The sequence below is a fragment of the Enterococcus sp. MSG3290 genome (assembly GCF_050555565.1).
GTDB lineage: Bacteria > Bacillota > Bacilli > Lactobacillales > Enterococcaceae > Enterococcus_B > Enterococcus_B faecium.
Map to the genome: position 1 here is coordinate 670,103 of NZ_CP187862.1, position 13,217 is coordinate 683,319.

The window sequence follows — 13,217 nt, forward strand, 5'->3', positions numbered from 1 at the left end:
CTAAGCATTTCTTTCATTAAGAGTCAGCATGACCTGTTCGATGATCGTCTGAATATCAGCTAAGGCACCTTTTCCAAAATCTCCACAAGCTAAAAGAGATTCTCTTGGTTCAATTTCCTGATAGCCGACAGATCTCAATGTTTCCAGATTACGCTGAGTGATCGGGTTTTGATACATATTCGTGTTCATGGCAGGGGCAATCAATTTTGGTGTTCCCACTGGAAGCGCCATTGCGACTGTTGAAAGAAGATCGTCTGCAATGCCATTTGCTAGCTTGCCGATAATGTTTGCTGTAGCAGGCGCGATGAGAAACAAGTCAGCTTGTTTTGCTAGTTCGATATGATTGATTACCTGCGGATTTGATTCTTGCATGACGTCTGTATGGACTGCGCGCTTCGACAGAGATTGCAAGGTTAATGGCGTGATAAAATGTGTGCTGCTTTTAGACATAATCACATCTACCTGGGTACCTAATTTGACGAATTGACTTGTAAGATCAGCGCTTTTGTAAGCAGAAATACTTCCAGTAACGCCTAGTAAGATCTTTTTCATTTTGATTCCTCCAGTCTAATTTTCTCAGTAATCAATGCAGCAATCTCAGATTTACTTTGAGCTTCTTCCACTGTTCCATCTTTAGATAAGAGATAGCCGTGGTGTGTCTCGCCATGGATTTCCGTCAAATCATTTGCGAAAATAAAATCAGTTTTGTTATTTATCAGACTATTTTTTGCGACTGCCAGAAGAGATTCCTTTGGTACATCTACTAATAGTTTGAAACCAATGATTTTTGCTTTTGGCTGCCATTCACGTAGATAAGAAATGATTTTTGGTGTTTTCTTCAAAACGAGCACAAGATGCTCGGTGTCAGAAGAGATCTTTGAAACAGTGGTATCTGTCTGTTCATTTTCCGCAAACCAATTGTCCAGTTCTTCTTGCGTTGAAGAAGTGGGTAGGTTTTTTGCCAGCTGTTCTTCTGAAAAACTAAAAGCAGGAGTAAAATCACTGACTGCCATACTGTGGATAATCGCATCGTAGTGTTCTTTTTTCGTTAGTGCTTCTAATTGTAAAAATAAGTCCAGTGCAGATTCGATCGTATAAATCGTTATATTGGAGTGTCTTTTCGGTTTCAGTGCTTGTTTCGTAGTCACGTAATCGATTGTGGTATCCGGATTGGCAGCTAAATAATCAGCTAATGCTTGCCCTAATCGTCCTGTCGAATGATTTGTAATAGCACGTACTTGATCGATTTTTTCAGTCGTTCCTCCAGCTGTGATTAGAATCTTCATTTATGGTCACCTACATTTACTAGTGTTCTTCCTTGGTGTGTTCCAGCAAGTAGTTTAGATGCTGTTTCAGGCAATTGATCCAGAGTAATCTCTTGGACGACCAGTTCATCTGCAATCTGCAAATCCGCCATCTGTGGCCATAAAGAAAGACGTTGATCTATTGGTACATTGACAGAATCAATTCCAATCAACTGGATGTTTCGCAGAATAAAAGGCAAGACAGTCGCGTTTAGTTTGATTCCCCCAGCATTGCCACATAAAGCTACTGCACCGTTATAAGAGATCAATGGAAGAAGACTGCTTAGCTGCTCGCCACCTACTGTGTCGATGACATAGTCGATTTGCTGTTTTCCTAAAGCTTTTGTTGTCTCTGGCAGAAATTCATCAGGTCGTAAGACTTGAGAAGCACCTAGACTTTTTAGCCATGTGACAGACTCTTCTTTTCTGGAAAAGGCAATGATTGACTGGAATCCTAGTTTATGTAACAGGGCTATCGCTGTACTGCCTACACCGCCAGAAGCACCAGTAACGACAACTTTTTTATCGGAGGTCATACCTTGACGGATTAAAGCGTTCACACACAACATAGCAGTAAACCCTGCTGTACCAAAAATCATCGCTTGACGCAGTGTCATATTTTTCGGTAGAGGGACTAACCAGTCTCCTGGTACTTTTTGGTATTGGCTGTAACCGCCTGGATAGGTGACACCAAGCCCAAAACCAGTAGCAAGTACAAGATCTTCTTTTGAAAAACGTGGATTGTTACTTTGGACGACAATTCCGGATAAATCAATCCCTGGAGTCATCGGATAGGTTCGTATCACCTGACCAGATTCGCTCATTGCCAATGCATCTTTATAATTGACATCAGAATAGGCAATTTTTACCAAGACTTCATTTTCAGCCAATTCAGTAAATGGCAGATCACTGATTGCTGTATGGAAAACAGGTTCCTTTATTACCTGAAAAGATCGAAAAGCGTTCATTCGTGAGACACTCCTTTTAAAATTTTCTTTTATCATACCATAAAGCCTACTCTTTTATTCTTGTTCTTCCGTAAATTTAGACAAAAATTAGGTGAAAAATAAAGAATCAAACAACTAGAATTTATTCCAAAAGATAAAGAAATATTCAGCAAAAAAAATTTTACAAAGGGTTGCCTTTTTCAATAAATTTCGTATACTAATACGAGTGGTAGTAAACAGGAAGTTTACTATTAGAAAACTTCGATTCGGAGGAAATTATGGAAATTGGTGAGAAGTTAAGAAATTTGCGCATCCAAAAGAATTTGACACAAGAAGAACTAGGCGAACGCACAGATTTGTCAAAAGGGTATATTTCCCAGTTGGAACGAGATTTAAGTTCACCATCAATGGAAACATTCTTTTCTATTCTTGAAGTCTTAGGTGTGACTCCAGAAGAATTTTTTCATCAAGAAGCAGCGAATCTGCAAGTGGTTTATTCAAAAGAAGATCATACGGTTTATTTCGATGAAGAAAACGGGTATGAATTGGAATGGCTCGTGGCTGATTCGAATGAAAAAGAAATGGAGCCTGTCTTGCTGACTTTTGAAGGTGCAGGAGAATATAAGACGTTTGAACCTTCATTATCTGAAACGTTTATTTTTGTATTAGAAGGGGAATTAGAGTTAAGCTTAGGAGAGACGGTCTATGTGGCAAAAGCAGGACAGTCGATCTATTATCAAGCGACAAAACAACATCAATTAAGGAATCATCTCAAAAAACGAACAAAAGTATTGATTGTTGCAACGCAATCATATTTGTAATATAGGGGGTAAAAACGTGGGGAAACCAATCATTTCATTTGATCAAGTAGTGAAACGCTATGATGATGAAACAGTATTAAAAAAAGTAAGTTTTGAGATCGAACAAGGAAAATTTTATACACTGCTTGGTCCTTCCGGCTGTGGCAAAACAACGATCCTACGTATTATAGCTGGATTCACCGAAGCTACAGAAGGGGACATCTATTTTGAAGGGAAACGGTTGAATGATTTGCCAGCTAATAAGCGACAAGTAAATACAGTCTTCCAAGATTATGCACTTTTTCCTCATATGAATGTTTTTGATAACGTTGCTTTTGGATTGAAGATCAAGAAAATGTCCAAATCAGATATCGAAAAGAAGGTAAAAGATGCTTTGCGTATGGTCCAGCTTCCTGGATACGAAAAACGGGAGATCAGTGAAATGTCTGGTGGTCAAAGACAGCGTGTAGCGATTGCACGAGCAATTGTAAATGAACCGAAAGTATTGCTACTAGATGAACCGTTATCGGCGCTTGATTTGAAACTACGTACAGATATGCAGTATGAACTGCGGGATCTGCAACAACGATTAGGAATCACGTTTATTTTTGTTACTCATGACCAAGAAGAAGCGTTGGCAATGAGTGATGAGATTTTTGTCATGAATAAAGGGAAAATCGTCCAAAGTGGTACACCCGTAGATATTTATGATGAGCCAATCAATCATTTCGTTGCTGATTTTGTTGGGGAGAGCAATATCGTGGACGGTGTAATGATCGAAGATAATCTAGTTGAGTTTGTTGGTAAGCAATTTGAATGTGTCGATGGCGGGATGCGTCTAAATGAACCAGTTGAAGTTGTTTTACGCCCAGAGGATTTGACGATCACGACACCAGATAAAGGAAAACTAGTCGTAACGGTCGATACTCAGCTGTTTCGTGGTGTCCATTATGAAATCATCTGTTATGATGAACAGCAAAATGAATGGATGGTCCATTCAACGAAAAAAGCTAAAGAAGGAAGCAAAGTAGGATTGGCCTTTGAGCCAGAAGATATCCATGTCATGCGTTTCAACGAGTCTGAAGAAGAATTCGATGCACGTCTTGACAGCTACGAAGAATAGGGGGGACAAGAATGAAAACAATGCGCAGGATCTATTCCGTCCCTTATATTTTGTGGCTCGGTTTATTCGTGATCGCGCCTGTATTAATGATCATTTATCAATCTTTTTTTGATATGAATGGGCAATTCACGCTGAATAATTATCTATCTTATTTTACGTCGGGGACATCGCTTTCTATGACGATCAATTCTGTATGGTATGCATTTTTGATCACGTTTTTCACGCTGATCATCAGTTACCCGACTGCTTATTTTTTAACAAAACTGAAGCACAAGCAATTATGGCTGATGCTGATTATTTTGCCTACATGGGTGAATCTGCTGCTTAAAGCTTACGCATTTATTGGGATTTTCAGTGTGCACGGCAGCGTGAATCATTTCTTTGATTTTATCGGGATCGGGCCGAAACAGATATTATTCACAGACTTCAGTTTTCTGTTCGTGGCAACGTATATCGAGATTCCATTTATGATTATGCCAATTTTCAATGCATTGGAAGAGATGAATCCTTCTTTGATCAGTGCTAGTAGAGATTTAGGCGCGAATAGCTTTGAGACCTTCCGACGAGTGATTTTTCCGTTATCATTAAATGGTGTGAAAAGTGGTGTCCAAGCAGTATTTATTCCTTCTCTTTCTTTATTCATGCTGACTCGTCTGATTGGCGGAAATCGGGTGATCACTTTAGGAACGGCTATCGAACAGCATTTCTTGGTTACACAAAACTGGGGAATGGGTTCTACAATCGGTGTGATTTTAATCATTGCTATGTTCATCGTGATGCTCCTGACAGGCGAGAAGAAAAAAGGAGGTCGCTCATAAATGAAAAAATTTAAATGGTCGTATCTTTATTTAGGGATTGTTTTTTTATTCTTATATGCACCGATCTTCTATCTGATTTTTTATTCCTTCAATGAAGGAGGAACGATGAACAGCTTTACAGGATTTACTTGGGAAAATTATGAAGCTGTTTTTGAAGATACACGTTTGATCATTATCGTATTGAATACGTTCATGCTGGCTTTCTTATCTGCATTGATCGCCACGATCATCGGGACATTTGGGGCTATGGGGATCTATTACACGAAGAAACGACGTGCACGGACAGCGTTGTTGAGCATGAATAACATCTTATTAGTCTCTCCTGATGTTATTATCGGTGCTAGTTTCTTGATTTTCTTTACACTACTAGGATTCGGATTAGGTTTTCAGAGTGTATTGCTTTCCCATATTGCTTTCAGCATTCCAATCGTCGTCTTGATGGTCTTGCCAAAATTGCAGGAAATGAACGATTCAATGGTTGATGCGGCTAGAGATCTTGGTGCTAATAATTTCCAAGTAGTCAAAAATATCATTTTACCTTATCTTTCTCCAGGAATCATAGCTGGATATTTTATGGCATTTACCTATTCTCTTGATGATTTTGCGGTTACGTTTTTCGTCACAGGAAATGGCTTTACGACGCTCTCAGTAGAGATTTATTCTCGTGCAAGACAAGGAATCAGTTTAGAAATCAATGCGCTAAGTGCGTTAGTTTTCTTGTTCTCCATGATATTGGTCATTGGATACTACTTCATTAGTAAAGAAAACCGTCCAAAACGGCTGAAGAAAAATAGAAGAGTACGCGAGGGGGTGGCACGGCTGCGATGAAAAAATTACAATCTCTGTTTTTAGGTATTCTCATCATTATTGCGGTGCTGCTGCTTGGTGTTCGTCAACTTGAAAAAACAAGTGGCATGAGTGGAGCAAAGGTACTTACCATCTATAACTGGGGAGATTATATCGATCCTAGTTTGATCACGAAATTTGAAAAAGAATATGGATACAAAGTGAATTATGAAACATTTGATTCTAATGAAGCGATGTTCACAAAAATCCAGCAAGGTGGGACAAACTACGACATCGCTATACCAAGTGAATATATGATCCAAAAAATGATCAAAGAAAAACTAGTACTTCCATTAGATCATTCGAAGATCAAAGGATTAAATAATATTGATCCACGATTTTTAGACTTGGATTTTGATCCAGATAATCAGTATTCGATTCCATATTTTTGGGGAACTTTAGGGATCGTATATAACGATAAATTCTTTGATGCAGATCAAATTAAGCATTGGGATGATTTGTGGAAGCCGGAATTAAAAGACAGTTTGATGCTGATTGACGGTGCACGAGAAGTTATGGGGCTTTCTTTGAATAGTTTAGGCTATTCTTTGAATAGTAAGAATATGGCACAGCTGACAGAAGCAGCAAATAAATTGAATCATTTAACACCAAATGTCAAAGCAATCGTGGCAGATGAGATCAAAATGTATATGATCAATGAAGAAGCCTCCGTGGCAGTGACATTTTCTGGCGAAGCTGCCGATATGATGTGGGAAAATGAACATTTACATTATGTGATCCCACCAGAAGGATCCAATCTTTGGTTTGATAATATCGTTATGCCAAAAACCGTGAAAAATAAAGAAGGTGCCTATGATTTCATCAACTTTATGCTAGAACCGGAAAATGCGGCACAAAATGCAGAGTATATTGGTTATTCTACACCAAATGAAAAAGCAAAAGCGTTATTGCCAAAAGACATTTCGTCGGACGAACAATTCTATCCATCTGATGACACGATCTCCCATCTTGAAGTCTACGAAGATCTAGGATCGAAATACCTAGGCATCTATAATGACCTATTCTTAGAATTCAAGATGTATCGGAAATAGCGAGAAAATAAGCAAATTTGCATAACTATAATAAAAAGGACTTAGTTTTGATGGGAAAATTTTCAAAACTAGGTCCTTTTTATGTAGTTGAAACGGGTATAATTATTTTAAGGAAGTGATCTAAAGATAACAAATTAGTTTTTGTTTGTTCTTATTCCCTATTGACTTTTCTTTCAAACATGCTATTCTAATTTTATTCTAATAGTATCCGATGAGAAGGAAAGTAGACAGAAAATGGTTCAAGAGAGGCTTTGGTTGGTGTAAAAAGCTAGAAGTTGACTGTCGAAAATGGCCTTAGAGGATTTTTTGTCGAAAGGTAGGCAAAAACGAACAGTCTTTCGTTACCAAGACCACTGATTTTATTGTCAGGCTGAGAGAAAGAATGTTTTTTCTGAAAAAAGGTGGTACCACGAGTATAATCGTCCTTTTACTAGTATTTGCTAGTAAAAGGATTTTTTTTTACAAAAAAACAAAGAAAAGAGTGAGTGAAATGAGCAAAAATAGACCATTTACAGTAGATCATGTCGGAAGTTTCTTACGCCCGCAATCGATCAAAGAAGCAAGAAAAAAAGTTCAAGAAGGCTTACTTTCAAAAGAAGAACTTCGTGCAATCGAAGACCAGGAAATAAAAAAATTAGTGGAAGACCAAAAAGCAGTCGGCATCAAAGGAATTACAGATGGTGAATTTCGGCGTGGATTTTGGCATCTTGATTTTTTAGAAGAACTAAATGGTATCGAAGGCTATGTTCCAGAAACTGGATATAATCAAACATTCCACGGAAAAGCAGCTCCAGCTTATAATATTCGGGTAGTAGATAAATTATCTTTCAATCCAAATCACCCATTTTTAAAAGATTTTGCTTTTCTGAAAGAAGTAGTGGAAACAGATGATACTTTTGTTGCAAAAGCAACGATCCCTAGTCCCACGATGATTTTACGACAAGAGATCCTATCTAATGATGGTTCTTCAAAAATCAAGGAGATTTATCCTGATCTATCTGATTTTTATGAGGACTTGTCCTCTACTTACAAAGCAGCGATTCATGCTTTTTATGAAAAAGGTTGCCGTTACCTGCAATTCGATGATACAAATTGGGCGTTTCTAGCTGATCAAACTAAAAGAGAAGCACTTCTTCAAAAAGGAATTGATCCGAAAGAAATGGCCCATATTTGTACAGAGATTATCAATAACGCACTGGAAGACAAACCAGAAGATTTGACGATCACAACACATATCTGCCGCGGGAATCACGCTTCTTCTTGGCTGTTTTCCGGTGGATATGAACCCATTGCAGAAGAGTTGTTTTCAACAAATTATGATGGTTTCTTTTTGGAATATGATTCTGACCGAGCAGGAGATTTTACTCCTTTAAGACATTGGAGTAACAAAGAAAGTAAAGTTGTTTTAGGATTAGTTACTTCTAAGTTTCCAGATTTGGAAGATACGGAGAAAATAAAAGAACGAATAAAAGAAGCACAACAATTTGTACCATTGGAAAATCTAAGTATCAGTCCTCAATGTGGGTTTGCTTCAACAGAAGAAGGAAACCATTTAACAGAAGAAGAACAATGGAAGAAAATCCAATTATTGCAGCAAGTCGCAAAAGAAGTTTGGCTATGAAAATGTGAGGCTTGGCAAAAAAAAGCGTCCCAAAAAGTCGGCTTTTCATGGAGTGGAGAAATCCACTCTTTTTTATTTACCTTTTATATTATTTATTTGTTAAATAAATAGGAACAAAAAAATTAAATTACTTAATACACACATTAGGGATCATTCATTGAAGGATTAGAAGACAACGAGGATGGCGAAAAATATGATTACAATAGAAAAGTCGTTCTAAACAAATCAGTTCCTAGTATCACACAACGCAAGCCAGTCGATTTGGTGAGATTAGAGGAGTGAAAGCAAACTTTATTATATAAGAAAAAATATTCGAAAGGGATGCTAGTTTAGGTACTAGTGCTGATGAATTAATATTATGCCTCGTAATATTAGGCGTAGTTACTCTAGAGACATCAGTATGGACTATGATTTGTCTCAGAGTCACAACATGTTTTTTTATGAAAAGAAACAGCTAAAATAATTAAATTGCGCAATGTTTAAACTTTCTTAAACTATAACCTAATAAATGTGAAGAAATAATGCACAATTTCTTCACATTTATCTTCTATTCTATATACATACCAACCAACAACCCTATATACTTTTTCATTTTTACTCCTCAAGTAAAAATAACTCCTAGACCGCGGCTACCCACCGCGGTCGTTTTTTTATTCTTCAATCAAAATCGCTTTGATACCCAAACCTGCCAAGATTCGGGCAGAAGTATAAGTATTCAATCCTCTTCTGAAAGTAATGTAAACTTTTTTATCTTTTGGGATTTCATTGATTCGATCTCGTAACTCATTCATTGGAATATTTTTTGTTGCCGAGATACTGCCAGAAGGTGCTTTATTAGGTTCACGTATATCTAAAAAGAACGCTTCTTTCAAATCGTTTTCGGGTATATCACTTGCTTTGATCGTTTCTACGATATTCGTCATTTGATTGATTGCGACATAACCAGCTATATTCAACGGGTCACGGGTAGTAGAATACGGTGGAGAGTAAGGCAACTCCAAATCAGGTAAATCAAAGACTGTCAAGTTTCCGGTGATCGCTACAGAAAGTTCTCCCATCCGTTTATCGACACCTTTTTCTCCAAATGCTTGTCCACCTAAAATACGACCGCTATCTGCATCAAAAATCAGCTTTAGATTTAATCTTGTAGCTTCTGGATAGAAATAGGCATGGTCAAAAGGAGTGATAAAAACAGTTTTATAATTTGTTATGCCTGATGCTTTTAATGCATGTTCTGTCATTCCCGCATAACTTGCTGTATGATCAAAGATTTTTGCGACACCTGCACCAATATATCCGCGATAGCGCATAGGCGTACCATTTAAAATATCTGCCAACATATGTCCTTGACGATTGGCCGCACTGGAAAGCATACTTTGGATCGGCTGACCAGTCACTACACTAGTCGTTTCGATAATATCGCCAATCGCATAGATGTCCGGCAGATTGGTTTGTAACTGGTCATCAACAATGATCTGGCCTGTATCTGATAATTGTATGCCGGTTGCTTTCACCACTTCATTATTCGGAGAAACACCAACAGCAAAGATTAGCATATCAGCAGAAAGGACGGAGCCATCTGATAATACTATTTCTCGACCTTTATCACGGATCTCAGTAATTCTTGTTTCTAAATGAACGGCTAATCCTTCTTTCAGCAATTTGTCATAAACTAAATCAGCAATTTCTGGATCATAAGGGAAAGCGACTTGTGGCAATTGATCGATTAAAGTCACGTCTAAGCCGCGATGCTTGAAATTCTCAGCTAATTCCAGACCCATAACACCTGCACCAAGAATGACGACATGTTGTGGATTTTTTTCTTCAAGGAACGATTTGATTTGATCCGCATCCGTCACACTACGGAGGACAAAGCCGTTTTCTGCTTCAAAAACTCCGGGAATATCCGGATAATCTGGTCTAGCACCAGAAGAGATGATCAACTTATCGTAATCTGTTTTTGTTTCTTCATTTGTGGATAGGTCTTTAACTGTTAATCGCTTAGTAGAAGGATCGATTGCTGTTACTTCGTGTTTAGTAAAGACATCGATGTTGTTTTTTGTTTTCAATATTTCTGGTGTACGTTCGATCAGCGAGTCACGGTCAGTGATCACACCTCCTAAATAATAAGGCAAAGCACAACTTGCATAAGAAATATTTTCTCCGCGTTCATAGATAATGATTTCGTGCGCTTCATTCAATCGACGGAAACGAGTGGCAAATGAAGGACCGCCAGCTACACCGCCAATGACAACAACTTTCATAAAAACATCTCCTTTTCTACGTTGATCGTACTATGTTATGGTAAAAAACAGCAAATAATTGTGCCGGAAAATTATTGTTTATTTTGAATAGACAGAAAATATAGAGAAATAATTTGTGGATAAAACCTAAAAATTTTTTTCTATTTTAAGGATAGATAATACTTTGAAGGGGATAACCCTGTATATTTTTTAAAAGCTGAAGAAAAATGATGGATCGAATGAAATCCTAATATATCTGCAATTTCTGTATAGGTTAATTCATTTTCTAGCACGAGACGTTTTGCTTTTTCCATTTTTAGTTCTTTAAAATAGCTAATAACACTTTTTCCAGTCACTTTTCTAAAATGTTTTTTTAAGCTGGCTGGACTGATAAAAAAAATTTGGGCTAATTGTTCAAGCGAAAAATTTTCTGAAAGATGTTCTTCTAAATATCGTATGATTGGATCAACTAATTCATCTGAATAAAGAATATGCTTTTTTTTAGGAATGACTTTCTCATTTGAAGGTATTGTCAATAAAGCAAGTTCCTGTTGATAATGCCTTGGTAAGGAAGACAATTGAATTTTTTGCAGACAATAAGTAACTAATAAGGAAAGCAAATGAATGCTCATCTGTTGGCATAGTATGAAAAAAGAATTGATTTCCTGATCATAGGAAATAGCTGGCTTACTATGTTTTAGATAATCAATTTTGAACTGTTCATTTTTCAGAAAAGTAATGATAGATGTTATTTCTTGATCTATAGAAAAAGATTGTCCCGTAATATGTGCTAATAATTGCTCATCAAAATAAAACTGGATAATGATAAAAGTTTGTGTTTCCTTTTGAGTAGAAAAGATTTGGACTTCTTGCTGTTTATCAATGAATAAAAGGGAAGGATTATCTAGTTCTATAGATTTATGTGCAAATTCAGCATATAAATTAGCGCTTTCATTTATTAGTAGTCGAAAATAGGGAGCAGCAGATAAATGAAGATGGGTATCTATGGAATAGGTTAGTGTTTTTTTGACAAGATTGGAGGATTGGTTGTTTGTTAACAAAAGAACCACTTTCCTTTCTCTTTTTATATAAAAAGCTTTCTATTTATAATTAATGACTATTATAACAAAAATGAAAAGCCAAAACGACAAGTAAAATATTTTTTTATATAAATATTTGTGTTACTAATTCCGTTAATATACATAAGTGAAAGCGTTTTATATAAGAACTTGAAAAGAAAGAAGGGATAGACATGAAAAAAAGATACAAATTGGTGATAGCTTTGCTAAACATTACCCTATTATTCAGCTTAAGTGCATGTGGAAAAACTAACGAAGAAGTAACAGCAAACATCGCAGATCCAATGATAAAAAAAGCCACTACATTAGAAGTATATGTCGCAAACGGCAAACTGACAAACTATGTTGAAAATGCTGCAAAAATCTATAACCGCAAAACTGGAGCAAATATTGACTTAAAAATTGTGAATGTAGCTTCGGGAACAGCAACAGTACAAATGATCACCCCAAAATTGGTAACACACGAAGATATGCCGGATATTATCTCCATGGCAGACACTTCAGCAGCAGGTGTGCTGGAAAAATTTCAAGATGCTTTTTATAGTGCTGATGAATATGGATTTTATGACAAATATGGCGATCAGTTTTATGATCAAAAATTGAATATTTTGCGTCAACAAACGAGTAATGAAACGATTATTCCTTGGGCTAGTGATTTTACCCCAGCACTTTGTTATTATCAACCAAAAAAATTTGCTGAAATAGGTGTAGATTTTGAAGAAATCAGTTCTTGGGAAGAATATATCCAGGTGGCAAAAGCATTAAAAGAAAAAACTGGTAGTTTTGGAATTGCCTTGCCAGAATCTGGGGACCAAGAATTGTTTATCAACATGCTAGCCCAGCAGAATCAATCTTTGCTTGATGAAGAAGGAAATATCCGTCTGAATACTAAAGAAGCGAAACATGCTGCAAAGTTAATCAAAGAAATGATCGACTCAGATATTGTACATTTCTACGGTGCACAAGATGCTGAGAAAGCATTTCAAGAATCTGCAATGTTTGTTGCTGGCGGCTGGTATGCTACGAATATGTCTTTGAATTTTCCTGATGCATCTGACAAATGGCGCATGGCTCCACTGATTCCTTTTTCAAAAGAAAATCCAGGAAAAGGTGCAGTATCAGGAGGATCAAGTTTTTATGTCCCTAAAGATGCCAAAAATCCACAAGTGGCACAACAATTTCTTACATTTATGCTGACAGATGAAGAATGCTTAGCCAACGCACTGGAGCTGGGCGTGGCTACATCTAACTCATTGGCCTATCAAACAGAAGCAGCTGAGAAAAAGTTTGACTACTACGGAGGACAAAAATACTATGAACTATTGAATAAAATCAATGAAAATACATCAAATACTGTTTTACCAGCCACTTATTCAGATGCTAC

11 protein-coding genes, 1 pseudogene and 1 other annotated feature are annotated in these 13,217 nt (G+C 37.0%); of the genes and pseudogenes, 7 read left to right on the forward strand and 5 right to left on the reverse strand.

What is annotated here, in order from left to right; genetic code table 11:
• The 3 genes from coaC to IGL31_RS03095 are packed head-to-tail and all read right to left on the reverse strand — an operon-like array spanning window position 1 to window position 2,272.
• On the reverse strand, window positions 1–552 hold the full coding sequence (gene coaC / locus IGL31_RS03085; RefSeq protein ID WP_086299836.1) for a phosphopantothenoylcysteine decarboxylase: 552 nt from the start codon (window positions 550–552) through the stop codon (window positions 1–3).
• On the reverse strand, window positions 549–1,286 hold the full coding sequence (locus IGL31_RS03090; RefSeq protein ID WP_002293460.1) for a phosphopantothenate--cysteine ligase: 738 nt from the start codon (window positions 1,284–1,286) through the stop codon (window positions 549–551). The genes coaC and IGL31_RS03090 overlap by 4 nt, the downstream gene beginning before the upstream one ends.
• Entirely contained in the window at window positions 1,283–2,272 is a 990-nt protein-coding gene (locus tag IGL31_RS03095; protein ID WP_086299835.1) for an oxidoreductase, read from the reverse strand. The genes IGL31_RS03090 and IGL31_RS03095 overlap by 4 nt, the downstream gene beginning before the upstream one ends.
• A gap of 257 nt (window positions 2,273–2,529) precedes the next feature.
• On the opposite strand from IGL31_RS03095, the gene IGL31_RS03100 reads away from it, so the two are divergent.
• The 6 genes from IGL31_RS03100 to IGL31_RS03125 all read left to right on the forward strand — a co-directional run bounded on the left by IGL31_RS03100 (window position 2,530) and on the right by IGL31_RS03125 (window position 8,511).
• Window positions 2,530–3,072: a helix-turn-helix domain-containing protein gene (locus IGL31_RS03100; RefSeq protein WP_002287040.1), complete on the forward strand. Its 543-nt coding sequence runs from the start codon at window positions 2,530–2,532 to the stop codon at window positions 3,070–3,072.
• Between the two features lie 16 nt (window positions 3,073–3,088).
• Window positions 3,089–4,174 carry an ABC transporter ATP-binding protein gene (locus IGL31_RS03105; protein WP_002287039.1) on the forward strand — a complete coding sequence of 362 codons (1,086 nt, stop codon included), beginning with the start codon at window positions 3,089–3,091 and terminating at the stop codon, window positions 4,172–4,174.
• An 11-nt stretch (window positions 4,175–4,185) separates the two neighbouring features.
• The gene (locus IGL31_RS03110) at window positions 4,186–4,992 is read left to right on the forward strand and encodes an ABC transporter permease (RefSeq protein ID WP_002287038.1); all 807 of its coding nucleotides are present in this window, start codon (window positions 4,186–4,188) and stop codon (window positions 4,990–4,992) included.
• On the forward strand, window positions 4,993–5,820 hold the full coding sequence (locus IGL31_RS03115; protein WP_002287036.1) for an ABC transporter permease: 828 nt from the start codon (window positions 4,993–4,995) through the stop codon (window positions 5,818–5,820). It abuts the gene before it with no gap.
• Window positions 5,817–6,890 (forward strand): ABC transporter substrate-binding protein, encoded by a 1,074-nt coding sequence (locus tag IGL31_RS03120; protein WP_002293464.1) that lies wholly within the window; start codon window positions 5,817–5,819, stop codon window positions 6,888–6,890. Before IGL31_RS03115 ends, IGL31_RS03120 begins: the two co-directional genes overlap by 4 nt.
• A gap of 202 nt (window positions 6,891–7,092) precedes the next feature.
• Window positions 7,093–7,320: a binding site (T-box leader), on the forward strand.
• A gap of 60 nt (window positions 7,321–7,380) precedes the next feature.
• On the forward strand, window positions 7,381–8,511 hold the full coding sequence (locus tag IGL31_RS03125) for a 5-methyltetrahydropteroyltriglutamate--homocysteine S-methyltransferase (protein WP_002287014.1): 1,131 nt from the start codon (window positions 7,381–7,383) through the stop codon (window positions 8,509–8,511).
• Window positions 8,512–9,161: 650 nt separating this feature from the next.
• On the opposite strand, the gene IGL31_RS03130 is transcribed toward IGL31_RS03125, so the two are convergent.
• The gene (locus tag IGL31_RS03130; protein ID WP_086299834.1) at window positions 9,162–10,775 is read right to left on the reverse strand and encodes an FAD-dependent oxidoreductase; all 1,614 of its coding nucleotides are present in this window, start codon (window positions 10,773–10,775) and stop codon (window positions 9,162–9,164) included.
• Between the two features lie 140 nt (window positions 10,776–10,915).
• Window positions 10,916–11,824, reverse strand: a complete 909-nt coding sequence (locus IGL31_RS03135) for a helix-turn-helix transcriptional regulator (protein ID WP_010727476.1) — start codon at window positions 11,822–11,824, stop codon at window positions 10,916–10,918.
• 182 nt (window positions 11,825–12,006) lie between these two features.
• On the opposite strand from IGL31_RS03135, the pseudogene IGL31_RS03140 reads away from it, so the two are divergent.
• Window positions 12,007–13,128: pseudogene (locus IGL31_RS03140) on the forward strand (ABC transporter substrate-binding protein); the annotation flags it as partial.
• Window positions 13,129–13,217: the final 89 nt, after the last annotated feature.

Bases quoted from the DNA above. Each gene is read 5' to 3' on its own strand.
- IGL31_RS03130 (WP_086299834.1), bottom strand. From the start codon at position 10,775: ATGAAAGTTGTTGTCATTGGCGGTGTAGCTGGCGGTCCTTCATTTGCC.
- IGL31_RS03120 (WP_002293464.1), top strand. From the start codon at position 5,817: ATGAAAAAATTACAATCTCTGTTTTTAGGTATTCTCATCATTATTGCG.
- IGL31_RS03095 (WP_086299835.1), bottom strand. From the start codon at position 2,272: ATGAACGCTTTTCGATCTTTTCAGGTAATAAAGGAACCTGTTTTCCAT.
- IGL31_RS03090 (WP_002293460.1), bottom strand. From the start codon at position 1,286: ATGAAGATTCTAATCACAGCTGGAGGAACGACTGAAAAAATCGATCAA.
- IGL31_RS03100 (WP_002287040.1), top strand. From the start codon at position 2,530: ATGGAAATTGGTGAGAAGTTAAGAAATTTGCGCATCCAAAAGAATTTG.
- IGL31_RS03125 (WP_002287014.1), top strand. From the start codon at position 7,381: ATGAGCAAAAATAGACCATTTACAGTAGATCATGTCGGAAGTTTCTTA.
- coaC (WP_086299836.1), bottom strand. From the start codon at position 552: ATGAAAAAGATCTTACTAGGCGTTACTGGAAGTATTTCTGCTTACAAA.
- IGL31_RS03110 (WP_002287038.1), top strand. From the start codon at position 4,186: ATGAAAACAATGCGCAGGATCTATTCCGTCCCTTATATTTTGTGGCTC.
- IGL31_RS03115 (WP_002287036.1), top strand. From the start codon at position 4,993: ATGAAAAAATTTAAATGGTCGTATCTTTATTTAGGGATTGTTTTTTTA.